27 protein-coding genes are annotated in these 24,634 nt (G+C 34.5%); 7 read left to right on the top strand and 20 right to left on the bottom strand.

The genetic code is table 11. The annotated features are described in order from the left end of the window. Positions 1–232: 232 nt before the first annotated feature. From Q4Q55_RS03495 to comA, 7 genes are all read right to left on the bottom strand, one after another. Positions 233–1,309 (bottom strand): Ig-like domain-containing protein, encoded by a 1,077-nt coding sequence (locus Q4Q55_RS03495; protein WP_303371432.1) that lies wholly within the window; start codon positions 1,307–1,309, stop codon positions 233–235. Positions 1,310–1,402: 93 nt separating this feature from the next. Continuing rightward, positions 1,403–5,563: a C1 family peptidase gene (locus Q4Q55_RS03490; protein WP_303371431.1), complete on the bottom strand. Its 4,161-nt coding sequence runs from the start codon at positions 5,561–5,563 to the stop codon at positions 1,403–1,405. Between the two features lie 99 nt (positions 5,564–5,662). Further along, positions 5,663–7,969, bottom strand: coding sequence for a ferredoxin:CoB-CoM heterodisulfide reductase subunit HdrA (gene hdrA, locus Q4Q55_RS03485; protein WP_303371430.1), 2,307 nt, complete (start codon positions 7,967–7,969; stop codon positions 5,663–5,665). Continuing rightward, positions 7,966–8,907, bottom strand: coding sequence for a ferredoxin:CoB-CoM heterodisulfide reductase subunit HdrB (hdrB, locus tag Q4Q55_RS03480; protein WP_303371429.1), 942 nt, complete (start codon positions 8,905–8,907; stop codon positions 7,966–7,968). Before hdrB ends, hdrA begins: the two co-directional genes overlap by 4 nt. Then, complete coding sequence (gene hdrC, locus Q4Q55_RS03475) at positions 8,891–9,502, bottom strand: ferredoxin:CoB-CoM heterodisulfide reductase subunit HdrC (RefSeq protein WP_303371428.1); 612 nt, start codon at positions 9,500–9,502, stop codon at positions 8,891–8,893. The genes hdrB and hdrC overlap by 17 nt, the downstream gene beginning before the upstream one ends. A gap of 12 nt (positions 9,503–9,514) precedes the next feature. Beyond that, positions 9,515–10,765 (bottom strand): methanogenesis marker 16 metalloprotein, encoded by a 1,251-nt coding sequence (locus Q4Q55_RS03470; RefSeq protein WP_303371427.1) that lies wholly within the window; start codon positions 10,763–10,765, stop codon positions 9,515–9,517. Between the two features lie 9 nt (positions 10,766–10,774). Beyond that, positions 10,775–11,548: a phosphosulfolactate synthase gene (gene comA, locus Q4Q55_RS03465; RefSeq protein ID WP_303371426.1), complete on the bottom strand. Its 774-nt coding sequence runs from the start codon at positions 11,546–11,548 to the stop codon at positions 10,775–10,777. 181 nt (positions 11,549–11,729) lie between these two features. Between comA and Q4Q55_RS03460 the strand changes: the two genes are divergently transcribed. The 3 genes from Q4Q55_RS03460 to Q4Q55_RS03450 all read left to right on the top strand — a co-directional run bounded on the left by Q4Q55_RS03460 (position 11,730) and on the right by Q4Q55_RS03450 (position 14,438). Continuing rightward, on the top strand, positions 11,730–12,446 hold the full coding sequence (locus tag Q4Q55_RS03460) for a UPF0280 family protein (protein ID WP_303371425.1): 717 nt from the start codon (positions 11,730–11,732) through the stop codon (positions 12,444–12,446). A gap of 273 nt (positions 12,447–12,719) precedes the next feature. Next, positions 12,720–13,007 carry a UPF0058 family protein gene (locus tag Q4Q55_RS03455; RefSeq protein WP_303371424.1) on the top strand — a complete coding sequence of 96 codons (288 nt, stop codon included), beginning with the start codon at positions 12,720–12,722 and terminating at the stop codon, positions 13,005–13,007. Positions 13,008–13,061: 54 nt separating this feature from the next. Then, the gene (locus tag Q4Q55_RS03450) at positions 13,062–14,438 is read left to right on the top strand and encodes a 2,3-diphosphoglycerate synthetase (RefSeq protein WP_303371423.1); all 1,377 of its coding nucleotides are present in this window, start codon (positions 13,062–13,064) and stop codon (positions 14,436–14,438) included. A 50-nt stretch (positions 14,439–14,488) separates the two neighbouring features. Here Q4Q55_RS03450 and Q4Q55_RS03445 read toward each other — a convergent pair whose 3' ends face one another. Next, positions 14,489–14,749, bottom strand: a complete 261-nt coding sequence (locus Q4Q55_RS03445) for a helix-turn-helix domain-containing protein (RefSeq protein ID WP_303371422.1) — start codon at positions 14,747–14,749, stop codon at positions 14,489–14,491. 121 nt (positions 14,750–14,870) lie between these two features. Here Q4Q55_RS03445 and mtxX point away from each other — a divergent pair, with 121 nt between their 5' ends. Genes mtxX through Q4Q55_RS03430 form a run of 3 tightly spaced genes read left to right on the top strand, consistent with a single transcriptional unit; the run spans position 14,871 to position 17,170 of the window. Then, entirely contained in the window at positions 14,871–15,587 is a 717-nt protein-coding gene (gene mtxX, locus Q4Q55_RS03440) for a methanogenesis marker protein Mmp4/MtxX (RefSeq protein ID WP_303371421.1), read from the top strand. Positions 15,588–15,640: 53 nt separating this feature from the next. Then, complete coding sequence (gene uppS, locus Q4Q55_RS03435; RefSeq protein ID WP_303371420.1) at positions 15,641–16,405, top strand: polyprenyl diphosphate synthase; 765 nt, start codon at positions 15,641–15,643, stop codon at positions 16,403–16,405. Between the two features lie 3 nt (positions 16,406–16,408). Further along, positions 16,409–17,170, top strand: a complete 762-nt coding sequence (locus Q4Q55_RS03430; protein WP_303371419.1) for a TatD family hydrolase — start codon at positions 16,409–16,411, stop codon at positions 17,168–17,170. On the opposite strand, the gene Q4Q55_RS03425 is transcribed toward Q4Q55_RS03430, so the two are convergent. From Q4Q55_RS03425 to Q4Q55_RS03405, 5 genes are read right to left on the bottom strand one after another with little or no spacing between them, the layout of a single operon-like run. After that, positions 17,167–17,535 carry a hypothetical protein gene (locus tag Q4Q55_RS03425; protein ID WP_303371418.1) on the bottom strand — a complete coding sequence of 123 codons (369 nt, stop codon included), beginning with the start codon at positions 17,533–17,535 and terminating at the stop codon, positions 17,167–17,169. The genes Q4Q55_RS03430 and Q4Q55_RS03425 overlap by 4 nt on opposite strands. 4 nt (positions 17,536–17,539) lie before the next feature. Continuing rightward, a complete protein-coding gene (locus Q4Q55_RS03420; RefSeq protein WP_303371417.1) occupies positions 17,540–17,851 on the bottom strand; it encodes a hypothetical protein in 312 nt (103 codons plus the stop codon). 10 nt (positions 17,852–17,861) lie between these two features. Then, the gene (locus tag Q4Q55_RS03415) at positions 17,862–18,242 is read right to left on the bottom strand and encodes a carboxymuconolactone decarboxylase family protein (RefSeq protein ID WP_303371416.1); all 381 of its coding nucleotides are present in this window, start codon (positions 18,240–18,242) and stop codon (positions 17,862–17,864) included. Positions 18,243–18,269: 27 nt separating this feature from the next. Beyond that, the gene (locus Q4Q55_RS03410) at positions 18,270–18,767 is read right to left on the bottom strand and encodes a hypothetical protein (protein WP_303371415.1); all 498 of its coding nucleotides are present in this window, start codon (positions 18,765–18,767) and stop codon (positions 18,270–18,272) included. Further along, on the bottom strand, positions 18,764–19,159 hold the full coding sequence (locus Q4Q55_RS03405) for a hypothetical protein (RefSeq protein WP_303371414.1): 396 nt from the start codon (positions 19,157–19,159) through the stop codon (positions 18,764–18,766). Before Q4Q55_RS03405 ends, Q4Q55_RS03410 begins: the two co-directional genes overlap by 4 nt. 98 nt (positions 19,160–19,257) lie before the next feature. On the opposite strand from Q4Q55_RS03405, the gene cobM reads away from it, so the two are divergent. Further along, positions 19,258–20,010 carry a precorrin-4 C(11)-methyltransferase gene (gene cobM / locus Q4Q55_RS03400; RefSeq protein WP_303371413.1) on the top strand — a complete coding sequence of 251 codons (753 nt, stop codon included), beginning with the start codon at positions 19,258–19,260 and terminating at the stop codon, positions 20,008–20,010. Positions 20,011–20,081: 71 nt separating this feature from the next. Here cobM and Q4Q55_RS03395 read toward each other — a convergent pair whose 3' ends face one another. The 7 genes from Q4Q55_RS03395 to Q4Q55_RS03365 all read right to left on the bottom strand — a co-directional run bounded on the left by Q4Q55_RS03395 (position 20,082) and on the right by Q4Q55_RS03365 (position 24,540). Next, positions 20,082–20,834, bottom strand: coding sequence for a hypothetical protein (locus tag Q4Q55_RS03395; protein ID WP_303371412.1), 753 nt, complete (start codon positions 20,832–20,834; stop codon positions 20,082–20,084). A gap of 1 nt (position 20,835) precedes the next feature. Continuing rightward, positions 20,836–21,177, bottom strand: a complete 342-nt coding sequence (locus Q4Q55_RS03390; protein WP_303371411.1) for a DUF2085 domain-containing protein — start codon at positions 21,175–21,177, stop codon at positions 20,836–20,838. An 86-nt stretch (positions 21,178–21,263) separates the two neighbouring features. Continuing rightward, positions 21,264–21,719 carry a hypothetical protein gene (locus Q4Q55_RS03385; RefSeq protein WP_303371410.1) on the bottom strand — a complete coding sequence of 152 codons (456 nt, stop codon included), beginning with the start codon at positions 21,717–21,719 and terminating at the stop codon, positions 21,264–21,266. A 10-nt stretch (positions 21,720–21,729) separates the two neighbouring features. Further along, entirely contained in the window at positions 21,730–22,674 is a 945-nt protein-coding gene (locus Q4Q55_RS03380) for a methionine synthase (protein WP_303371409.1), read from the bottom strand. Next, complete coding sequence (locus Q4Q55_RS03375; protein ID WP_292603436.1) at positions 22,671–22,985, bottom strand: DUF1894 domain-containing protein; 315 nt, start codon at positions 22,983–22,985, stop codon at positions 22,671–22,673. The genes Q4Q55_RS03380 and Q4Q55_RS03375 overlap by 4 nt, the downstream gene beginning before the upstream one ends. 1 nt (position 22,986) lies before the next feature. Then, positions 22,987–23,445, bottom strand: coding sequence for a DUF1890 domain-containing protein (locus tag Q4Q55_RS03370; protein WP_303371408.1), 459 nt, complete (start codon positions 23,443–23,445; stop codon positions 22,987–22,989). A gap of 12 nt (positions 23,446–23,457) precedes the next feature. Continuing rightward, positions 23,458–24,540 (bottom strand): hypothetical protein, encoded by a 1,083-nt coding sequence (locus tag Q4Q55_RS03365; protein WP_303371407.1) that lies wholly within the window; start codon positions 24,538–24,540, stop codon positions 23,458–23,460. Positions 24,541–24,634 lie beyond the last annotated feature (94 nt).

The following is a 24,634-nucleotide window of genomic DNA, read 5'->3' as shown; positions in this document are numbered from 1 at the left end:
AATTCCATTAAATGACAATATCCAACAATATTTTCAACATCTGCTGGAAAACATATTAAAATAATTAGTTGAAAAATCAATGATTTCAAGCGATGATAAAATTTAATAAAATAGCTATTGCCTAATCTACATGATACAGCAATTATTTCCATTTTTCCAAAATAATTTCAACAAACTGAAAGAAAATCAAAACAATGATTTAAAAAAAAAGAGATTGTAGATGAGTTTTCATCTACACGACTGTGAATCTGACAGTTTTGAAGGCAGGCTTATAAATTACGCTTCCTGAATATTTCACGAAAGCATTAACTGTTCCTTTTTTATTTATATTAGTTATCTTAAATAAAGCCTTTCCATAATTGTTTGTAATTGCATAGTAGATTTTTCCATTAACTTTTAAGGAAACTTGGGCTTTCTTCATGGCTTTGCCATGATTATTTTTAAGTATTACAGAATATATTTTAGTTGATTTCACTTTAACTGCCTTATTTAAAGCATATACTTTGGGAACAGGCTTGTAAATTGTTAACCTGAAAGTTTTGGAACTGCTTTGATATTTAGCATCTCCTGAATACTTAACTTTACAGACATATGTTTTTGGGGTTACTGGAATGTTAAAAGATAATTTGAATTTGCCGTTTTTAACTGTAGTTTTGTATTGTTTTCCATTTAAAGTTAGTGTAATGGTTCCTTTGGCATCATTAATGCTGTTACCATATTCATCCAGCACATACTGATAAAAAGTTTCTGATGAATATTCAGCAGACTCTTTAAAACTGGTAAAGTCCAGTTTTATTGGATTTTTAACAACATTTAAAGATTTTGACACCCAAACCTTACCATCCATATCTTCCATTTTCAAGGTATATTTGCTTAAAGACACTTTCTTTCCATCAATCAAATCAAAAAATGAACCTGTTTCAAAGTCTTCAGTACCATTGCAGAAGTGGGAAGCAATGAGAGCATTTCCATTATAGATTTTTAAATAACCTTCGAAATGATTATTGTATCCGTATATTATATTGCTGTCATATTCATAAGCATCATAATCCTTTTGATAGCTATAATAAATTTTTGATGGTGTGTAAATATATGCACCGGGATCTTCAACATCCCCTATTGCAGATTCATTAGTATTAGCTAAAGAATAAGTGTTTTCACTTGAAGTAATTTCCTGTATGTCAATCTGACTGTCTAAATCATTGTCTTGAGCATTTTCTACAACAGTAGAGTTATCCTGTGCACTGACAGTGGAAATTGCAAGAAAACTTACAAGAATCAACACAAGTATTATCATTTTATTTGACAAAAATTTCCCTCCATGTATTCATACTAATTAATAATTATATCAAAATAAGTATATAATACTTACAAAAAAGTGTAAAAGAGGATATAATTCCCCTTATCGTACATAGAATCTAACTATCTTACTAATCTTTTTGTAGTAGGAATTGCCAGCATAGCTAACTATGGCCTTGAAAGTTCCTTTTCTATTTAATTTAGTTATCTTAAATATTGCCTTGCCGTAGCCGTTGGTTTTTGCAACATAAGTTACACCTCCAACCCTTAAAGTAACTTTCTGATTCTTAAGAACCTTGTTCTTGTTGTTTTTCAACACTATTGTATAGGTTTTTATCTTTGATTTGGCATTGACAATCCTATTTGCTGCAGTCAATTTAGAAGCGGCTTTTTTTACAACCACATCCACATTAATATAATCATCATCATTGCTAACATCCAAACTATATGTACCTGGTTTGAAATTACAGTTAAGTTTTACTTGACCTTTAGAATTAGTCCATAAATAATAGCTATCGTAGAATTCCAAATCATCATCATAAACATCAACACTTATGAAATTATCTTTAACAGGATTACCATGATTGTCACGAACAGTGATTACCAGCTGTTTGGAATCACCATAGGTCTTTGTAATGCCACTAACGGATATTGATGCTAAATAACTGCCCACATTAACAGATATTGACTTGGAAACTGGATTGAAATTGGCATCTCCGGAATATTTAACCGTTACATCATAGATTCCGTTACGGTTAATTATTTTTAGATTTGAAATGCCTTCGCTGATTCCAGTAGAATAGTCTGTATCCTCGACTGTGAAAACAATATTTCCTGTAGCTGATGTTTGAGACAGACTTGCCCTTACCGCATCATAACCATCCAATGTGATCTGCTTTAAGGTTAAGATTGGAGTAACCTTTGAAACCGTTACCTTAAATGATTTCTCCTCGTTATTTACAGGGTTAATGGCAATCACACCATATGTGGATGCATTCCTATCAAATTTAACAACTGCAACACCGTTGCTGTTGGTTGTAACAGTATACGTTAAAATTCCAGTTTGGAATTTTACCTGAGTGTTGGAAAGAACTCCTCCGGCAGTATTGTAAAATGTGGCCTTAATATAAGAACTTCCATAATCATAAGTCAGGTCACTGGCTGAAATGGTAGATTTGACTGTAATCTTGGATTTAACTGATTTACCGCCATATTGTGATGTTACATCATATGTTCCCGGACTTAAATTAACATAAACATACGCATAACCATTGCTGTTTGTAGTTGCAGTAGTTGAAAAAGAACCGCATGTATAACTGACAACAGCACCGTTAATAGGTTGGCCATCATCGGTTAACCTGATGGAGAATTTGGTGGACCTTCCATAATAACTAGTCACATCAGGAGCTGAAATGGATATCACACCTGCAGTTTTGATTACATTAAAGTTAAAACTGACAGTGTTTGATGCATAAAGGTTATTTTTATATTGGGCTTTGAAATTGTATGACCCTATGGCATTGAAACTAATTTTTAAGCTGGCCTTACCACCATAAACACTTGCATAATAAGTTTTATCGCCAATATTGACAGTTACAAAACCTCTATTCAGATTACTATTGCTTAATTTAAAATTAATTGTCAACTTCTCATTAACATAAACATTAGTGAATTTATCAATGCTGAGTGTAACCTCATTCAAGGTCAAAGGTGTTGTAAATGCTTTAATACATGCAATCTTAGGTTTACTATAGTGTGAATATAAGTCATACCAGCTACTTCCAAAACTGATATAGGAGACTCCCTTCGGGAAATTTCCCAGATTAGAATATGAAGCATCAGAAAGAGGAATAAATTTCTTTCCTGAATTCAGGTTTTCAATACATATTGTGAACTGGTCGCCTTTAGATAATGTTGTTTTAGTATTGAATGGAATTGTATAGTATCCTGCCTGACTGTATCCTTGTTGAGTCAAAATCAAAGTATTTCCCTTGTAAAGTGAAACCTTATAGCTTGTCGGCTCCTTAAACACTGTAGAGAATGCGGACAATATTTCATTATCCTGTGCTACAAATGTATTTTTATATTTAACCCCATTACTTGATGAAGTTTCATAATAATTTACACTATTCAAATCATACTGATAGTTCCTTGAATAACCTTCGGCATCATTGAAAATGAATGTGTAAAGATAGTTATGATAATTGGATGATTCATATTTAAAGTTCTTGTCATATGAAATATATACATAACCGTTATCGTCTGAATCAGATCCCCAGCTGTTTTTTACTATCCATACTCCCTTAGCATAATTTCCAAAGTAATCCTTAGCATTATAATTATCATTCCAGCCGACAAGAGTGACTGAATGATAACTTGTAGTCCAAGCATAACTGGCGGCAACGGCACCATAATCCATTATGGCCTTTTTGATAGCATTATTATCGCTTGTATCTGCTCGAACCGGCAGGAAATAAATATTTTGGATATGCAAAAGAGAAGAATATATTGTGGACAATGCAGAATAATCATCATAAACATCCAGATTATCATTAATCGGACCCAGCCAGCTTGTCAGATATCCGAAAACCATATTGTCCAATCCTCCCTTATTGGGATACTGGTCTCTTCCAACTAACGAATAGATTGACATGAGGTTTTTAATGTTTTCTTCTGAAAAGTCATATGTGATTCCAGTTGCTTTTTTAAGACAGATTTCCAATGTTGCAATAGCCGCAAAAGCCCAGCAATTTCCTCCATCCATCTGATTTTTAACTGGAGTGACATAGCCGTAGTCATTAGAATTATAGTAAGATGGAATTGAATTTTGAGATGATGGTGAATAATTGATTATTGGAGCAACAACATTAGGGGATACTGTCAATATAGTAGTATTAACAGTTTTAACATTTGTTAAACCGCTGTTTCCGCTTTGAACAATTTTAGTTGTTGATTTTGCAAAGATATACATGTCATCTGAACTAACGAAAACACTATTTTTTATTGTGATTGAATCGGCAAGATAGCTGCAGACTGCACCACCATAAAGGTATGCAGTGGAACTCTTAAAATTGGTGTTGTAAATATAAACAGTTTTATATATGTTATAGATGGCTCCGCCATAGTTTGCAGTGTTGTTTTGGAAATTAGAGTTTGAAACTGTTAAACCTACATTTAAAACACATATTGCACCACCAAAATCAGCCACACCATTTTTAAAAGTGGATTTTGAAATATCTACAGAACCCCTATCAGAATAAATTGCACCACCCGAATCGGTTAGGGAATTATAATTATAAAATATACAATTACTTGATGATATATTGGATAATTGAGAAGCTATTACACCACCAAAGCTATATGCCTGTGATGAAGTGAAATTTGAATCTATCAGCTTAATTATACCCTTTTCACTATAAATTGCACCACCATATTTCGCATTATTCCTAGTAAATGAAGATTTTGAAATAGTTATGTTTGAATTTAAACTATAAATCGCACCACCTGACCTGTTTGATATGGAATTCTGGAAAACACAATTTGTTATTACGATATTTGTATAGTTTGCAGATATAACTCCGCCATGTTTTGCTTCATTTGACTGGAAATTACAGTTTTTAAGATTTATGGAACATGTACTTCCTTTTGAAGCATTGCTGTATATTACTCCGCCGCAGGAATATGATCCTACAGAAGAACTTGTAGAAGTGTATGAACACACTGAATTCTTGAATATGACATTTTCCGCTTCGACATTTCCACTGTTTACAATATGACCATAGTCAAATGTTAAATCCTTTAAAACTAAATTTGAATTTGATGAAACAATTAAATCGAACGAATAACTTGCAGTGGATCGAATAATTGTTTTATCTTTACTTTGCCCAATGAAAGTGGTTTTGTATAATGAATTATACCCAATTTTTCCAGTGCCTGAAAACGAGTATACCCCATTAGCAAAATAAGCTGTCATGCCGGATGTAATCCTTCCGCTGTATAAATATTTATAAGGATTTGATTTGGTACCTGACCCATCCGTACTTGCTGATGCATCAAAATAAACTGTTTTTGCTGCTGCCAATGCATCAGAATCCGTGTCAGCAAGTCCCACATCATCGAACTCAGTGAGACTAACATCAGAAATATTATTTGAAATCATGTTAAAATTACTATATTCATCACATGTCGAGTTAATATCAGTTGCACTGACTGATGAAATAGCTATTATGAGTATAATTAGGGCAAAGATTATTTTTTTAAACATAATAATAGTTATGTATTAAATTAATATAAATTTTATAAAGTAAAATATTTCATTAAAAAAAATAATGCTTAGTTTAGAAAAAAACTAAACATCACCGTACTATTTTCCTTCTTCCAGCTCTGCGATTTTCTTATCGAAATCATTGAATTTTCGAGCAAGACCTGAGAAGTAGGGTATATAAACTTTTGAAAATGTAATCCTTTCATGATTATGACCCATTTCGGAAATTCTATCTTTAACCCTTTGGATTTTACGTTCCACCTCATCATACATCAAATCTCCAGGGAATTCACCAATAAATATACCGTCAGCACCATTATCAAGTGCATATCTAATATGTTTTGGCCTTACCCTATTTACAGAAATTACCTTGATGATATGTATTGATTCAGGATAGGACAATCTGTTAACTCCAATGTTATCGGCGGCAGTATATCCTATATTATCCAGGAACACCAGAATCATGCGTTCGCCTTCTTGTTTTTTAGACAATACCCCATTAATTGTGGACAATATCTTTTCATCAATGTTACCGTTTACTGTAATTGCTCTTTGGTTACATCCTACAAGGCATTTTCCGCAACCTGTGCAGCTCATAGGATCAATGTAAATTTCATCATCCTGTATGCTCATGGATTTGTATTTGCATCTCGCAATACATTCTCCGCAGACAATGCATTTTTCCTTGTCGATTTCAGCAATGAACGGTTCGATTTCAACACCACCGTAGTTGTATTCTGAAACTTTTGAGGCAGCTGCTGTCGCCTGCATAATCGAATCCGTTATGTCTTTCGGATCATGTGCAGTTCCACATACAAAAATTCCCTGTACATCGGTAGCTACAGGTTTGATTTTAGGGTGAGATTCCTTAATAAAACCATCTTCTGTGGTTCCAACGTTCAAAATTTCTGCAATTTCACATGTGCCTTCAGATGGTTCCATTGCTGTTGAAAGTACTACCATATCAGCTTCAATTTCTACAAATTCTCCTTTAAGAGTATCTTCTGTCCTAACAATAAAATTGTCTCCTTTTTTGACTACCTCACCAGGTCTTCCACGCAGGAATCTCACTTCATTTTCCTGGGTGTGTTTGTAGTATTTTTCAAACATTCCCGGCGTTCTGATATCTGTATAACAGATTAAAACATCAGTATCAGGATATTTATGTTTGATTATGTTTGCATTCTTAAGGGCTACCGTACAGCATATTTTTGAACAGTATTTATGTCCATCAGGTTTTTCATCACGTGACCCCACACATTGAATCATTACAACACGTTTTGGAACTTCACCATTTGCCTTAAGAAGTTTTCCTTTGGTTGGGCCGTTTACACCTGTGATACGACCCAGTTCTGACTGTGTTATCACATCATCATATCTGTCATATCCGTATTCAGGACGTTTTTCCATATCAAATAACTTATGGCCTGTTGCAACGATAATTGAGCCAACCTGCAATAATAATTTTTCAGGCTTTCTTTTAAGCTTGATTGCTTTCATGTTACATGTCCTAAAGCAATCCCCACATTTTGAACAGTTTTCCATATCAATGACATATGCTTCGGGATATGATTGGCCAAAAGGCCTGTAAATTGCTTTTCTCATGGAAAGATTGTCGTTCCAGTCGTTTGGAACTTCCACTTCACACACTTCGGCGCATTTGCCGCATGCTATACATTTTTCAGGGTCGACATATCTTGGAGACTGTTCTACTATGAGGTTATATGTTCCTGCTCTCCTTTCAGCTTCAATCACTTTTGCATTTGTCAATACCTCAATGTTTTCATTCCAGACAAGCTCATTTAATATTGGGTTTAAAAGGCACATTCCACATTCTTCAGCAATTTTAACTGGTGAGAATACCTTACCAATTTTAGCCATATGCCCTCCGATTGAGGGGGATTTCTCTATTATTGTAACCTTTGTTCCCTGCTTTGCAAGGGACAATGCGGCGTTCATTCCCGCAATTCCTCCTCCTATTACCGCAACTTCCTTTGGTGTCTGACAATAGATCGGATCTACAGCATCAGATTGTTTGACTTTTTCAATTGATGCATTAATTAATGTAATGGCTTTATGAGTGGCCTTTTTCTTATCCGAATGTACCCATGAACACTGTTCCCTTATGTTTGCCATGTCCATCAGATAAGGGTTTAGAGGTTTTACGTAATCCTGGAATGTTTTTTCATGGCTTATCGGTGAGCATGCTGCAACAACAACCCTGTCAAGATCATAATCAAATATTGCGTCACGGATTATCTTACGGCCGTTTAAGGAGCATAGATTTTCAAACTGTCCAATAAATTCAACATCCAATGCATCTCTTACCTCATCCAAATCTATTGTATCTGCAATATTTCCACCACATTCACATAAAAACACGCCAACTTTCAAATCATCCCTCATTTTTCAACCTCCTTCAATTCCTTAATAATAGAATTAATCGGTACTGTATGTGCTTTTTGACCGATTACCTTGTCCAGATCGCCACCCATCGCAAGTGCAATGAATTGGGTGATGTTTAAATGAATTGCCTTAAATTTTCTGCCTTCCCTTTCACCAATTAAATGCTGGTACCTGTCAAATTGAATATGGCAATTAGGACATAAATGGACAAGAATATCAACGTCCTCATCATCAATCGCATTCATCTTATCTGCTGTTGCACTGAATGACAGTTCCCTGTTAGAATATCTTTGTCTGAATCCTGTTCCGCATGTTGACCTCTTATGGTCATACCAACCAATAGTTTTGCATCCGCATGCTTCAATTAAATCATCCATAATACGAGGATCTCTTACTCCACCAATCGTATCCTCATAGTGAACTTTACAGTAATGGCATCCATGGTGAGTGGCTATGGTATAACCACTTAAATCATATTTTATTTTATCCGGAATTTCATCAATTTTATTATATAAAATATCCACCACATGGAAAATGTTTTCTGTAGGTTTCAGGTCGCCCTTTTCATATTTCAGATGAGCCAAACCATTTTCATCAAAAAGTTTATTGATTTTTTCCCTCAAGTCGTCTTTTTTATTTAACAGCTTGACTGATTTTTTGTTGATTGCATAACATGTTGCACACATCATGACAAGGTTTGGTCTTTCAAGCTCTTTTGCTATCCTGAAGTTACGGGCTCCGATAGCTGATGTGGAAACCTGGTCAAAGACATCAGAGTAATGTCCAAGGCCGGTACAGCAGGTCTGCTTTTCTGAAATTGCGTAATTGATTCCAAGTTTGTCGAACACAAATTTTGTAGACGATTCGACACCGGGATATTCCACGCTGACTAAGCAGCTTCTGAATAGAAGTATGTTTTTATCAGGAATCTCCTTCATTTTTTTCCTCCTGTGATGCTCTTATCTTATCAATCCTATCTTTAAAGCCAGTTATGGTCAATATTTTACTTACCTCACCAATGACTTCTTTTGATGGCATCAGTGGTGGTTCAAGTTCCAGCTCATCCCTTATTTCGCCCAAATTCTGTCTGAATTCCCACCATCCGGGAACATCATTTGCAATATCCTCAAAAAATATTTCCGGAATTGCTCCAATAGCTGCGGTAAAGTAACTGTCGGCAAATCCCATATATTCATATAATTTATCATAGCCTATGCCTTTGCTGATTGCGAATTGCTTAAGTATTTGGTTAACTTCGCATACGCTGTTTCCGACTGGGCATACGCTATGACAGGTATAGCAGTAAAAACAATTCCAAATATTGTCGTCTTTTAAAATTGAAATATCCCCATCCAAGACCCTTTCAATTATATCACGAGGATTATAGTCCGAATGACGCGCAGCCGGGCATGTTGATGTGCACATTCCACACTGCACACATTTTAAAACACCATCCTCTTTTGAATTCTTAACATCAGAAATAATGTCTTCTGCAAATTCAATCGGAGTGTCCGTAATCTTTTGAGTAGTCATATAACCATCCCATTACAATTTAAATTCTTTATTTTCAATCATTTTCTTTAACTTCAATGATAATTTATTTGCTCTTAATCTGTCGGATTGCCTACATATTATCGGAACATTGACATCTTTTCCGTTGATGTTCAAATCAACATCTCCGGTGTTCATATTAAATGCATTGTGGCGACAGTAATGTGCACACATTCCGCAACCGAAACAGTATGCCAGATTGAGCCTTTCACTCTTAAATGCATTTGTAGGACATACATCTTCCACAACACATTTATCACACTTACCGCATGCGGAATCGTTGAATTTCGGTCTCAAATCATAATCCTGCCACATTTCCTTATAGTTGGTATTGTCCAATGGCAGATGGCGGCCTTTAATGTCTGCTACAGGCAGGTCAATATCCTCATCTCGGATTAATAGATTATTGTAAATATTCTCATTTAAAACGGGAATTGGAATAGCCACAGTGTCATATACCTCCCCACCCTGACCTGTTTTAAATCCGCCAACATAATATGGATCCATATTGCATAAATCAGCTGTAAGCATCAGGTTTGGTTTTTCAGCACTTGATCTGGTACCGTCACCTAAAATATATCCTTGAGCCCCATTTATAAGGACTTTCTTGCCTTCATTAATCACATTATGAGGAATGTCGTTTTGAAGAGGGTTCAAATCACCGCATCCTGAAAACGTCAGCCCGGACAAGTTACCTTCCAGAGGAATGGCCGCAAATATTGATGAAACCGCTTCAACATTTGGGTTTGTGAATGCTGTATAATTTTTAAATGCCATTCTGCAACCTATTATCTGTGCTCTTGTGATATCCTCAAGAGTGATTTTGTTTTCTATGGTTTTTCCATCCACACTTTCCACACGCACATCAATTTCTCTGCCTTCGAGAATTTCCTTAAGCAAGAATCCTCCACCATAGTTTTCATCATAAATCGAATGGGCGGTTCCGTGAAGTATCACATCTACCGAACCCAGCCATTCGTTTGGACATGGTCCTGCATATGCCGGAACTCCATTCAAGTATACTTCTCTGGCTCTTATGAATTCACCCGGTTCGGACACTATGAAGTTAAGTACGGCAGCAGTTCCACTCATTACCCCACAGGTTCCGCATGTAACCACATCCACCTCTTCAAAGCTTGGCGCTTCATCATTTTTTATGAGCTTTTTAAACTCCTCTGCAGTATATATATTAGCTTCGCCGTCATCAATTTTTTTATTGATCTGGTCAATAGTTCTTTCGTTCAATTTAAAGCCTCACTGGATTTTGCCTAATGTATCCCCTCTCAATCCTCTTCTTAATGTTTCAAGAGAGGTGATATCATCACTTGAAATGTTTCCTAAATTAACAGTGTTTCCCAATTTCAATATGAAAAAGACCTGCTGGTCTTTGTTTGGAGCTTCCCAAAGAATTTTATCTCCCCTGAAACTATCCAAAATATAATCTATTTCATCTTCTTTTGCATTTCCGGATTTATCGAAAATACCAATGTTTTTTCCGCCTTCCCTTGCCTCGACAATGATTAGGGATGACCCAGCATCCAGTTCATCTTGCATGAATTCAATTCTCTCATCCAAAGACAATTCCTTATCCAAATCAGGATTTTTTTTACCCACTTCAGACAATACTTCAAAACCATCTTTTTTAGCCATTTCTATGCAGTTTAATTTATCCTCTCTAGGGATGACCAATGATCCGTCTGATATTTCTATTGCCGGAAAACCTAATTTGTGGGCTTCATCAAAAAATTCATATATTTTGTCGTTTTTATAAGCAAGTTCGAATAATGTTCCTCCGGTGTAAGGAGTTATCTCATGAGACTTGTACATTTCGACTTTTGCTTTTATAATGTCTTGTTCATGCACTATTGATGTTCCCCAGCCGAATTTTAAATAGTCCACATATTCACCGGAAATGTCCATTAAACTTGATGCGGTTTCAAGACCCATACCTTTGTCCAAAACCATTGTTATTCCGCATTTTCTTGGCTTTTCTTCTCTTTCAATAGATAAAAATTCAAAGGATTTCACAATTATCACACGTGTTAATTCAATTTTTTTTACTTATTAAATAATAAAATATTATATATAAATCTTTTTAATATTTTGCTTTTTAAGGCAAAGTTCTATCAAATTAGAGAAAAAATAACGGATAGCATATGAACAATTAATCGAAAAAATTTTAATAATTACTTCAATTAATATAAAAAACATGAATCATGAGGAGATTGACTTAGGTGAAACACATATACGCCTCAGGACAGACTTATCAAAGCACGATTTAAAACACTGCATTTACTCATTAAGGTCTGATTTGAAAAATTATATCGTTAAAAACGAAGATTTTCTGCTTTCACTTGAACCGCTTAATCTAATTGATGAAAATTTGCCGTTGATTGTTAAAACAATGCATGAATCATCACTCAAAGCTGATGTCGGTCCCATGGCATGCGTTGCCGGTGCAATATCCCAGCTATCCCTGGATTATCTAATTGAAAAAGGCTCAAAAAATTCAATAGTCGAAAATGGCGGAGACATTGCATTGATAAACAATACGACAACGCTTTGCGGAATATATTCCAACAACAGGATTTTAGGAAACAGCATAGCTTTTAAAATAAAGCCCAGAAAAAGACAATTGGGAATATGTACATCATCAGGTAAAATCGGCCATTCAATAAGCTTTGGAAGTGCAGACAGCGTAACAGTAATAGGCAAAAGCCCTTCAATTGCCGACGGACTCGCAACAAGAATTGCCAATGATGTAAACGGTGAAACATCACAGGATAAAATCACAAACGCACTGGAGACAGCTGAAAACTTCAGGGAATTTTATGAAGGAATACTCATAATTTCAGATGAAAACATCGCTACAATAGGGAAGTTGCCGGAAATTGTTGAAACAAACGAATTTAATGTAAAACTGTAAAAAAATATCCGACAACCCTAAACAAAATTAACCTAAATCATCGATGTGAACATAATATTGAAAACTACAACTAATTAATTGATTTATCAATGAAACTTTAATAGACAATGTAGAAACATTGAAAAATAGAAATTTGTAAACATAATTTGATGCAATATTTAAATATGATTAGTTAACAATATAATAATATTAAAAAAATACATTAATAAATTATAATTTCATATAATTTATCGTTTAACTAAAGTAATAGGTTAAATAAAAGGTTAGATAGTTATGTATAAGGATGAAATGATACAATTACATCAATTTTTAGTATATGTCTTAAAATACTTAGCAGAAGATGATCAGATAACTAACGACTGTAGCGAATACATTACCCTAAAAATTAGCCCACACCACATACACAAGACAAAAGCAGAACATAAACATGCAATTTTTGTCCTTTGTAAAATTATCTCACAGGTTATTGCAGATAAAGAAGGAAATTCCATTCCTGAAAACGTGCGCAATTCCCTATCAGATTTAGTTGCTCGTTCTGAAAAAGAACTTAAAGTGGCTTAATCTCATACTTTTTTTTGAATATTTATAAATAATAATAACTTTCATAATAATACTATGAAAGGCGTTAACAAAATGCTTTGTTTAGTTGACGGAGAACACTATTTGCCAGTTACTAAAGAAGCTATAGATACTTTAAATAAATTAGAACACATTGATATTGCGGCTTGCGTTTTTATTGGAGGAACTGAAAAGCTTAGAGACGATTCTGAAGATTCTTACTCTGAAAAATTAGGCGTTCCGGTTCAGTTTGCAAAAGACAAGGACATACCATATGACATCATTGTCGAAATGATTAGAAAATATGCTATCGATTCAGTGATGGATTTAAGTGATGAACCTATTCTTGATTATCCGAAAAGATTCAAAATTGCATGTAAAGTTCTAAATGAAGGAATCTCCTATGAAGGACCTGATTTTAAATTCGAACCGACTTCCCAATATGAAATAATGGAAAAACCATCAATCACCATTCTTGGAACAGGCAAACGTATTGGAAAAACAGCTGTTTCAGGTTTTGTTGCAAGATTAATCGATAAAAACGGTTATGAACCGTGCGTAATAGCTATGGGAAGAGGAGGTCCTGAAGAACCTGAAATAGTCCATGGTGAAAAGTTAGAGATTAACGCCGAATTTCTGCTTGAGCAATCTGAAAAAGGAGTTCATGCAGCGAGTGATCATTGGGAAGATGCTTTGATGAGTAGAATCTTGACAATTGGCTGCAGACGCTGCGGAGGAGGAATGGCCGGTGAAGTATTCCTAACAAATATGAAACAGGGTGCCAAACTAGCCAATGAAGTCGATTCCAAATTTGCGATTTTTGAGGGAAGTGGAGCTGCCATACCCCCAATTAAAACTGATAAGAAGATTGTCCTCATCGGAGCGAATCAACCTTTGGAAAACTTAACCACATACTTCGGACCATATAGAGTTGGTCTTGGAGACTTGATAATTTTAACCATGTGTGAAGAACCTATGGCTGATAAAAATAAAATCAAAGCCATTGAAGAGTTTGTAGAAGAAGTTAATCCCGACGCTACAGTAATATCTACTGTGTTCAGACCAAAACCATTAGGTGACCTAAGCGGCAAAAAAGTTCTGTTTGCAACAACTGCTCCCGAAGGTGTCAAAGACAAGCTAGTCGATTATCTGGAAAAAAATTATAATTGTGAAGTGATTGGAACAACTGCACATTTATCCAATAGGCCGCTGCTGCGCCAAGACATGGAGAAATACATTGCAAAAGCTGATGTTATGTTAACTGAACTTAAGGCAGCTGCTGTTGATGTTGCTACCAAAGATGCTATGGCTGCTGGTTTGGATGTGATTTATTGTGACAATATTCCTGTTGCGATTGATAATAGATATCCTGATTTATCTGAATCTGTACTCGGTTTGGTTGATTCAGCAATTGACAGCTTTAATAACAAATAGGAAAAAATTATTTTTCCAAATTTCATTTTTTTTTATCATCAAAAAGAAAATTAAATATATTTCAAAATTTCGATGCCCAAATCAGTATTTTTATACAATCTTCCTTTTCGAGCCTCTTCATTTAAACAAACAACAATTCCTTCTTCCTTCAATTGATTTAAGACATTGGAAACATGATTTGTCCGCAATCCCACTTCCTCTGCTATTACTGATGGAATTTTAATGTCATTTCCTATACATTTGATTATGTTGGTCCTATATTGTGATGCAATTACATAACCAATTAACTTAAAAATATCCTCTTCGTTCATATTATAATATTAATTAATTAAATTTAAAATAGATTACTATTATATTTACACTTTTAGATACAACATAAACATCAATTAATTAGAAAAACTTATTTTATAGTGAAGCATAAATAATTAACTAATGAAAAGAATAGCTATTGGTGTTGGAGAAAATGAAAATATTATTCAGGCATGCCATATTTTCAAAGAAAAACACCCAAAAACGGATATTATACTAATGTATAATGATGAAGACTTGATTAAAGCAGTATTAGACAAAAAAATAGATGGAGTAGTGCGAGGATCCCTTCCAGCATCCAATATCATGAAAGAGCTGAAAGAACACTACCCTAATCTTTCAAGAGCAACATATGTTAATGGAAATGAATTTGAATTCTTGTTAACGCCTGTTGGAATCGATGAAGGAACCAGTGTCGAAGAGCGCTTTGAAATGACAATGCACTGTGTTGATTTTCTAAAAAAAGTTGGAAAAACTCCAAAAATTGCAATTCTTGCTGAAGGAAGAGAAGATGATTTTGGAAGAGGCAGTGAAGTGTCCAACTCAATTAAAGAAAGCAGAAAACTAACCAAACTCATCCAGGAAAATACAGAAGAGGAAGTCAAAAATTACTATATTCTAATTGAAAAAGCTATTAAGGACAAATGCAATGTTATCATTGCTCCAAACGGAAGAGTAGGAAATATAATATTTAGAACACTTGTCCTACTTAATTCATGGCCAAGTTACGGGGCAGTAACATTTGGAATAGATAGAACCTACATCGACACTAGTAGAGACCAAAGCATTGAAGGATATGTGAGAAGCTTAATTCTAGCACATGACCTGGCCAAAGATTAATATATTATAAATACAATCTAATACCAATAGAAAATATTTTTTATGTGATTAAAATGGCAGAAAATATACTTTATAGAATATATGAATGGTACATATCACGTGATCTAAAACCAGAAAAAATGCCAAAACATGTCGCAATAATCATGGACGGAAACAGAAGATTTTCCAAACTCCAAGGAAATATGGATGTTGTTAAGGGACACGAAATAGGAGTGGATACATTAGAAAATGTTTTAGACTGGAGCATAGAACTCGGAATTGAAATCATAACAGTTTATGCATTTTCAACTGAAAATTTCAATAGACCCGAACACGAAGTGGAAGGACTTATGAACCTGTTTGTTAAAAATTTCAAAAGACTGGTAACACACGAGAAAATCCATAAAAATGAAGTGAAAGTGAAAGTTGTAGGCAGAACCGAACTGCTTCCGAAAAATGTAAAAGAAGCCATTGAAGATGCTGAGGAAGCAACCAAACAATATGACAAAAGATTATTCAACATAGCTATCGGATATGACGGACGTCTGGAAATCATCGATTCATTTAAAAAAATCATTCAGGATGTTCAGGACGGCAAAATTACAATAGATGATGTTAATGAGGAATTAGTAAGTAAAAACCTTTATACGGGTGGATTAGATGACCCTAATTTAATCATCAGAACCAGCGGCGAAGAACGTTTAAGCGGATTTTTACTTTGGCAGTCATCATACTCCGAGTTATACTTCTGTGAAACACTATGGCCCGAACTGAGGAAAGTTGATTTTATCAGAGCCATCAGATCATATCAAGCACGTGAAAGAAGATTTGGAGTTTAAATAATGATTGATTCCCATTGCCACATTGATTTCAAGGACTATGATGATGACCGAAGCGAAGTTATAAAAAGAGCGCAGGATTGCCTGGATTTTGTTATTGCATCCGGCTTTAACAAACAAAGCAACCAGAATGTTCTGGACTTATCCAAAAAATACGAAGGTTTCATTTATCCCACATTCGGTTTTCACCCTGTGAGTTCTCAAAACTCAACCGATGAGGAACTGAAAGATGCCCAAAATCATTTAATTGACAACCTTTCCGATATTGTGGCTGTTGGTGAAGTGGGAATGGACTATTTTTATGTAACCGACAAAGCCTTAAGAGAAAGGCAGCAAGAAATTTTTATGAGCTTTTTAAATCTTGCCGAGGAGTATAAAGTTCCAATAGTAATGCATGTAAGGGACTGTGAAAAAAAAGCCGTCAATATCATTGAAGACTATGACAATATTCCATATTTCGTTTTTCACTGCTACGGAGGCAGCCTAAAAACTGCAAAAAGAATCATGAATAAAGATAACTGTTTTATGAGCTTTTCTACAATGCTTTGTTACTCAAAACATCACCAAGACCTGATAGCAAAAATTGATCTTGACTATGTTTTAACTGAAACTGACAGCCCTTATTTGGCAATGACTAAAGAAGAGCGAAATGAACCTGCAAATGTTGCCAATGCCGTTAAAAAAATAGCTGAAATTAAAAACATGGATTTGGACACTGTTGATGAAATAACTTCAAACAATGCCCGTAAGATTTTTAAAATCTAAAAGTGATATGTGAAATTCAAGTTTGTCAATACATCCTTGTTTTCACGAACTGATTCTATCACCAATTCAAAATCTGTGAAGTCATCCATTACCAACTTGATTAAATCCCATTCCAGTAATGAATCATTTAAATATATTATAAATTGGTTTTTATCAATCTTCACTTCCTTCCTGCAGAACAATTTAAAGGCATAGAAGTAAAGCTCCAATCTGAATATCAAATCCTGCTTATCTCCAATCCCTTCAATGAAATATTTTTTCAGATCTTCCTGCAATATTTTTCCTTCATCACCGACATCAGCTTTGAATGTTTCCATTTCAACCAGATCATCCATCAGCTGCTTTTTTTCTTCTTCGTTATACATATCATCACTTTATAAAAAATTTCAATTTCAATACATTATATGAATTAGGCATGAATTCTATTTCAAATTTTTCAAAAACATCATCCAGCATTCTTAATTTATTGAATGGGAGATTGTCCGGAAGGATGTATAAAATGAATCCATCGTCTGCTACTTCAATAGCCAAATCATCTATAAGGGGAATTTCAAGCTCCTTAGAAAATACATATTTGTATACAATCAGCTCATAATCATTGACCTGCCTGTTATTTCCAATGATTTGAACCATTTCGTCTTGTACTTTCAGGGCAACTTTCCTAAAATATTCTTCATCCATACATCTCATCTTACTTAATCGGAAGCAAATCTCTTTTGTAGAATACCTCTTTTGCTGCAACTACCCCATTAATGGCTTTTGGAAAACCTGCATATGCACTCATTTGCATTATTATTTCAACAATTTCAATGGGAGTGTTTCCAACATTTAAAGCTGCATTGATATGGTCCTTTAACTGAGGGATTGTTCCGATTGCAGTTAGAGCCGCAACAGTGCACAGTTCACGAGTTTTCAAATCAACCTCATCTCTTGTATAGATTTCTGAATATGGAAATTCCACAACAAATCTTGACAGATCAGGTGCAATATCCTCCAAATCCTTGAAAATCTCTTCGACGGATGAATTCTGAATACCTTCAAGACATTCCTTTCCTTTCTCATACCTGTCCATAGTAATCACTTATTAATTATTATTGAATTAAACCCATTTAATATTAGCTGTTGTGAAAACATAATGTTGTGAAAAAACTGGATTGTATAAATTATTTGTTGAAGAAGTTGAATTGAAACTGATTGCAAGTGATTTTCTTAAATTATAATTTATCCTATCACCAATAGAGTCAAGTTCACTTTTACTGTACTTTTCAGATGCTTTAGCATATACATTGAACTGAATCTTTTTCTTGCCGTAGTTATTGTCAACTCCAAGTTCACTATAGGAAATATTGACAATATCAATTGAATATGGGTGCAGAAGATTGCTTTTTGATGTTGAATAATCATTATAGCTATCTATTGAATACATTGCTGCTGATGATACTCCGATTCCTTCTGTAACTCCACTTCTGGCTGCACTCATAGCGACATTCAGTTCATTTTCACCTGCAATGAATACCGCCGACACCATAAGTATGATTATCAATACCCCAACTAAAAGCAAATACTCCCCACTGATTTGTCCTTTATTTTCCATCATTGTATCACAATACTCCCCTCATCGTTTTTACTGACTATATAACTCTTTCCACCATGCAATTTATATTTGGAATCAATTTTTATTGGAAGTATTAATGTTTCACCCTTTTTATTTAAAAATTCCATTGTCAGCTTATTTTTTTCAACCGTTATCTCATAATATCCAGGTTTCGAATCCAATTTAAGATACATCGAATATCCCGCACCATGAGCATTTACCTGGCTTATTAAACTTGCCACCTTATCTAGAATTAACCTATGCTGAACATTATTTTCAATATTATTGACGGACTCTATTGATGTTAATGTAAAAAATAACAAACTAAAAGCAATAATTATCATAATAAAGATTGAAAACAAATTTTCTATTGAAATAAAACCTTTTTTATCCATATTTTTTAATTATTTTAGAGCTTAATAAAGTTTATTGAAATCCAAGGTCAATTTTAATACAAAATTATTAAATAATACTTGAAATAAAAAATTATAGTATGAAAGGAAAAGTTATTTTCATTGGTGCAGGTCCTGGAGATCCTGATTTAATCACTGTTAAAGGCAGAAGAATAATTGAAAAAGCAGACGTCATCATTTATGCAGGTTCACTTGTCAACAAAGATGTTTTAACTCCTGCAAAAAAGGATTGCGAAATTCACAATAGCGCTTACCTGAATTTGGAAGAAACCGATGCAATCATAACTGAAGCTGTAAGTGAAGGGAAACTGGTAGCCCGTGTCCATACGGGAGATCCTTCAATCTATGGTGCAATAGGCGAACAGATTCGTGAACTCAAAAAACATGACATCGAATATGAAATCATTCCCGGAGTCAGTTCTTTATTCGGGACAGCCAGCGTGTTAGAGGCTGAACTAACCTTGCCTGAAATATCACAAAGCGTTATCATTACACGTCCAGAAGGCAGAACTCCAAAGCCTGAAAGTGAAAGCATATCCAGCTTTTCAAAACATCACGCAACAATGTGCATATTTTTAGGTATTGGTATGATCGATAAAGTGGTTGAAGAATTGTTGGTTGGTTATGAGAAAGATACCCCAATTGCAGTTGTGAAAAAAGCCACTTGGCCAGACCAGGAAATAATTAAAGGAACCCTCGATAATATTGCACAAAAAGTAAAAGATGCCAACATAACAAAGACTGCAATGATTGTGGTGGGAGATGTGTTGGACCCAGGTGACTTTAACCCATCCAAGCTATATGATAAAAACTTTAAACACGAATATAGATAAATTAGGAAATTAACAATTTCCTAACTATTTTTCAAAACTAAAAAAAAGAATAGTTTGATTGAAAAACCAAACTATTTGAGAGTTGCACTAACTGTAACTACACCATAGTCTTTTGTAGTGCTTTCAGTGTCTACAACTTTGCCATCCTTAATAATGTCTACTTTTAATTTATCTGAACCGCTAGTCTTTTTCTGTACCGCAGCAGCTATAACGTCATACTTAGAATCATCAATTTCAACGACATCATCTCCAGTACCTTCATAATGGGTACTGTCATCACCACTGCCTATGGAAGCGGACCATTCAACAGGACATGTGATTCTTACTTTCAAACCTTCATCTGCACTGTTACTTAAAGGTTTGTCAAAAGAAGTACTAGCAGAAATTACATTATTACTTGTTGTGGCTTTTCTAGCATAAACATCTCCATCCTTAATAATTTCTATCTTAAGCTGGTCAGAACCGCTAGTCTTTTTATGTGCCGCAACAGCCAATGCACTGTAATCTGATCTATTCATGGTAATGACCTCATTACCGGTTCCCTCATAAGTGTCTGTTGAGTTTCCATCACTGATTGAAGCAGACCATGAAACAGGACATGTGATTTTTACCTTGATGTCCTTATCTGAGCTGGCGAGATTTCCTCCTAACATATTATTATCATCCAAATTATTTAATAACATTTGTTGAGACGTATTTGCATCAGGCATCAGTGCACCTATTATCCCGCCAATAATGGCCAAACCAATACAACATACCATAATGAGTGAAATTACCTTTAGTCCTGTGCTAAATTCATTCCACTGTTCTATTATCCCTTTCATTTTAAATCCCTCTGAAATTTAGAAATATAAAGTATTTTAAAGCTTTTATAAGTATTCCCAGACCTAATCCACCTAGTAAACCTGTTGTAAACCTTAATGTATTATTACTTTCATGCAGTGAAAATAATTGGGTTGCACCGTCAAGAATAGCCGGAACCAGTAAAATAACCGCCAACATTATCAAAGACGGAGAATAATCTACAAAAAAGAAGTAGGTGTAAACAAAATATAATATCAATGTTATATAAAATCCAGTACACCTAGCACAGACTGGAAATTGATGTCCACTAATAAAAAAGCTTCTTTCAGGTTTTCTATGACATATTATGTTAAAAATATTCATATACTCCCTCAAATTAAATACTTATTCATTAGTTTATAAAACATATAATAAAAGTTTTTATATTTTTTTGACGAAAACAAAAAGAATTATTCCAATTCTCTTACATGTCCGGCATGTATTCCAATGTGTCCGATTCCCAACAAAACCGAAGACAATGTTAAAAATATATTATTTGAAAAGATTCCCAAAAGCAGAAAAGCCGCTACAGGCAGTGTAGCGCCAGGAAGGGGAATTAAAAAAAGACTTCTATTCATGTCATTCATTGTCCTGGAACTTCTAAAAAACCTTATCCAATATATTTCATACAAAATCATTAAAAATATGACAACCAACAGTACCGGATTTAAACTAAATTTAACACCGCAAAACAATGAGAAGACAACAACCAATACCTGGCCAATTCTTTCAAAAACTAAAAGCAGTTTATTTTCATTTTGAGAATATTTTTCATAATTCTTTGGAGGGAATCTGCTCCACAAGATATTGGGAACAAACAACATCACCAGAAGAATTAATGCTACAAAAGAAAACTCAAAATTCATGTTATCAGGATTAACTGTATTTATCCTTAATTTCATTCATTAATCTTAATTTTTCAAAAGCAACATCTTTAGGTGCTCTTCTCAGACCACAATCCGGATCTAAAAGTAAATTTTCCTTTCCCACTATTTCAATAGCTTTTGTGACTAAATAATCAATGTCTCCAATGTCATCGACTTCATTAACGGAAGAGTCCACGCATCCGAATCCGACTTTTTTGGAACCCAATAAAGAAGCGTTCTTTTCCAGAACTCCCAAATTAACATCATTTCCGGCAAATTCCATGTCCAGAATATCCACATTAAAACTAGCTAAATCTTTGAATGCACTATCCAGCGTTCCGCATACATGCATTCCCAATGGAATATCCAAACCGTCATGTATAATGTCAATAGCTTCACGGGCTGTTTTCATATCCACCATTCCTGTTGATAAAAACGGCTCATCAACCTGGATATAAACCGGTTGAATCTTTTTAGCAATTGCATCAACTTCAAACTTCAGGCTATGTGCCAAATCGATAATAGCATCCTCTTTATTTTTATAAAATGATTGTATTCTTGATGAATGTACGATTGTATTCGGACCTGTGATAATCCCTTTAATTCCTTTATCTTCAGGAATTTTTCCACCGTAATACTCTTTCATGACATTCTTTGCATACTTCATGTCCTTTATGGAGATTTCCTGAGTGGGATTTCTTATCTTAGAAACGATTACAGTATTCCCATCCTCTATTTTCATTCCAGGAATGTATCTTGTAAAAATAGAAACCATATCTCCTCTGACCTGACCATCAGAGATAATGTCCACACCAGCATCAAGCTGAGCGATAACACTGCTTTTGATAGCATCTTTAAAAGGATCAAATGACCCTAAAGAATTTAACAGTTTATCTTTAAAATTAGAAGGGGAGCTTTCCTCAGCAGGAAAACTACCAACAACTGTTGATTTCATTTTTTATTACCAGTATCCAATTTTCTTATTTTTTCAACTTCTTCTTCATCTATTGGTAATTCAACAACAGAAGTTCCATGACAAGGCTTTGTATATGGGAGAAAAACAGTCCCTTTTTCATGATCAAATCCTATTGGAATCGGTGGAATTCCAATAACTCTAACACCTAAAACCTCATCTCCAGGTTTTATATATACCAAATCATCAGCTTTAAATCTAATAATCATTGCACAGTCTTTGAATCCTGCTTTTGAAGCATGGATTTCATAGTTATCAGACTGTTGAAGATAAGTATCTAAACAAAAAGACATTTTATTCAAACTCCTTAATCGCTTTATCGAATTTAACTTTTATAGGAGAAGGATTATGGAATGCTCTAACAGCAACTATTTTAGCATTGCTTCCACTCTCTTCAATCATATTAACAAATTCTTCAACTTCATCCATATCCCTTGAAAATACCAATGCAAGGGATTTGGTATTAATAATCTGGTCAAATGTTACGAAAAATGAAGCTGCTGCATCCTTATGAACAAAACCCACAAGCAAGTCATAATCTCCCTGATTAATTTCACCTAAAGTTCTTTCCAAATCCACAAGATTGAGTTTGTAATAACCTTCAGGGTCTGAAATCTTTACCAGTTTTGATGCCGCAGGGTTTGCAGCTATTGTTACATCATAACCCATTTTTGTCAGTTTGTTAAAAACATAAACAGCCATTGGAGTTTGTGAGGGGGTTTCAGGACATCCAAGTAATACTAAAGCTTTCATGATAATAACTTCCTACGATCTTGTTTTAAGTGTGACCACATTGGCTAAAATTAATGTGCCTATGAATAAGAATGTTAATAATGCCATACCATTTATTGTTCTGTTAAAAACAAATAGACCAATTAGGGCTTGTGCACAGAATGCTGCTAATGCGCCTGTTAATAATACTTCTCTACCCAAGTATTTTTTATTATTCTTCTCTCTTTTTTCCCTGTACATTGTTAAAACTTTAAGGCCTATTATAATTGTTCCAAGCACAAACACAACTAATCCGACCAATCCAAGATATCCGAAATCAAAACCGTATCCGAATATTCCCGGAAGCATATAATCGATTGTGTCTTTTTGGTTTACCAATATACCGAAAAACATTGGGAAAGGCAGACCAAAGAATAAAACCAATTGCATTGGTAATGTAATATACCCTTCAGCAAAAGCAGTTCCTTCAACACCCCAATAAGAAGCATTTCCGCTGTGTCCTATCAATTGTGTGTTAGTCAATACTGTTTTAATACTTGACAGAGAGTATTGCTCAATCCTACCCAATCTCAGAAGTGGTGAGAAAATACTCATTCCGGTAATTTTAGCTAATAATTCAAGAGATACCAAACCTACAACTGCAGCTCCGGCAAACATCATTATTCTTTTACCTGTTATGATTGTTTTTTCTCTGAAAGATTTAGATATTAATAAATACCCTAAGAATAATCCTAAAATCCATAAAATCAAGAAAGACCTGTGCATCAATCCTCCGAATACTGTAATACCTACAGTGAAGAGAATTACAAATCTTCTAAGAGGCCTTATATCAACACCCGATTCTTTCATCACTTTCAGCGAAGCAAAAGCTGTTACAGCTCCAAGCAATGCTATTGGTCCGAACGGGTGAGTGAATTCTGCCTGACTCGAAGATAAAACAAGCAGTGCAATATCTGCTCCGAAAAGAAGTGTGAAACCACCCATAAGGAATAAAGATAAGAAAGTTACCACACTTAAAGATAAAGGAATTAAGTTAAGACAGAATATCCATGTAACAAATAGCATTATTCCTACTTCTATTATAAATTGTAAATGATTCTGAGCAATTAATAACATATTCTAATCACAATTATTCTTTATTTTAAAAATAATAAGTGGACTGACCGGGATTTGAACCCGGGGCCTCCGCCATGCCAAGGCGACGATCTAC

Origin of the sequence: Methanobrevibacter sp. (assembly GCF_030539555.1) — an archaeon.
In the GTDB taxonomy this organism is placed as follows: Archaea; Methanobacteriota; Methanobacteria; order Methanobacteriales; family Methanobacteriaceae; genus Methanocatella.
Note: the sequence above shows the minus strand (reverse complement) of the source record. Positions and strands in the feature narration are given on the sequence as shown.

Coding starts and splice junctions, on each gene's coding strand:
- cobM (WP_303371413.1), top strand. CDS start 19,258: ATGAAAGGAAAAGTTATTTTCATTGGTGCAGGTCCTGGAGATCCTGAT.
- Q4Q55_RS03425 (WP_303371418.1), bottom strand. CDS start 17,535: ATGTATAACGAAGAAGAAAAAAAGCAGCTGATGGATGATCTGGTTGAA.
- Q4Q55_RS03415 (WP_303371416.1), bottom strand. CDS start 18,242: ATGGACAGGTATGAGAAAGGAAAGGAATGTCTTGAAGGTATTCAGAAT.
- Q4Q55_RS03490 (WP_303371431.1), bottom strand. CDS start 5,563: ATGTTTAAAAAAATAATCTTTGCCCTAATTATACTCATAATAGCTATT.
- Q4Q55_RS03365 (WP_303371407.1), bottom strand. CDS start 24,540: ATGTTATTAATTGCTCAGAATCATTTACAATTTATAATAGAAGTAGGA.
- Q4Q55_RS03380 (WP_303371409.1), bottom strand. CDS start 22,674: ATGAAATCAACAGTTGTTGGTAGTTTTCCTGCTGAGGAAAGCTCCCCT.
- Q4Q55_RS03410 (WP_303371415.1), bottom strand. CDS start 18,767: ATGATGGAAAATAAAGGACAAATCAGTGGGGAGTATTTGCTTTTAGTT.
- Q4Q55_RS03375 (WP_292603436.1), bottom strand. CDS start 22,985: ATGTCTTTTTGTTTAGATACTTATCTTCAACAGTCTGATAACTATGAA.
- Q4Q55_RS03395 (WP_303371412.1), bottom strand. CDS start 20,834: ATGAAAGGGATAATAGAACAGTGGAATGAATTTAGCACAGGACTAAAG.
- Q4Q55_RS03445 (WP_303371422.1), bottom strand. CDS start 14,749: ATGAACGAAGAGGATATTTTTAAGTTAATTGGTTATGTAATTGCATCA.
- uppS (WP_303371420.1), top strand. CDS start 15,641: ATGGCAGAAAATATACTTTATAGAATATATGAATGGTACATATCACGT.
- hdrC (WP_303371428.1), bottom strand. CDS start 9,502: ATGACTACTCAAAAGATTACGGACACTCCGATTGAATTTGCAGAAGAC.
- hdrA (WP_303371430.1), bottom strand. CDS start 7,969: ATGAGGGATGATTTGAAAGTTGGCGTGTTTTTATGTGAATGTGGTGGA.
- Q4Q55_RS03460 (WP_303371425.1), top strand. CDS start 11,730: ATGAATCATGAGGAGATTGACTTAGGTGAAACACATATACGCCTCAGG.
- Q4Q55_RS03370 (WP_303371408.1), bottom strand. CDS start 23,445: ATGAAAGCTTTAGTATTACTTGGATGTCCTGAAACCCCCTCACAAACT.
- Q4Q55_RS03420 (WP_303371417.1), bottom strand. CDS start 17,851: ATGGATGAAGAATATTTTAGGAAAGTTGCCCTGAAAGTACAAGACGAA.
- mtxX (WP_303371421.1), top strand. CDS start 14,871: ATGAAAAGAATAGCTATTGGTGTTGGAGAAAATGAAAATATTATTCAG.
- hdrB (WP_303371429.1), bottom strand. CDS start 8,907: ATGAAGGAGATTCCTGATAAAAACATACTTCTATTCAGAAGCTGCTTA.
- Q4Q55_RS03390 (WP_303371411.1), bottom strand. CDS start 21,177: ATGAATATTTTTAACATAATATGTCATAGAAAACCTGAAAGAAGCTTT.
- Q4Q55_RS03455 (WP_303371424.1), top strand. CDS start 12,720: ATGTATAAGGATGAAATGATACAATTACATCAATTTTTAGTATATGTC.
- Q4Q55_RS03405 (WP_303371414.1), bottom strand. CDS start 19,159: ATGGATAAAAAAGGTTTTATTTCAATAGAAAATTTGTTTTCAATCTTT.
- Q4Q55_RS03430 (WP_303371419.1), top strand. CDS start 16,409: ATGATTGATTCCCATTGCCACATTGATTTCAAGGACTATGATGATGAC.
- Q4Q55_RS03385 (WP_303371410.1), bottom strand. CDS start 21,719: ATGAATTTTGAGTTTTCTTTTGTAGCATTAATTCTTCTGGTGATGTTG.
- Q4Q55_RS03450 (WP_303371423.1), top strand. CDS start 13,062: ATGAAAGGCGTTAACAAAATGCTTTGTTTAGTTGACGGAGAACACTAT.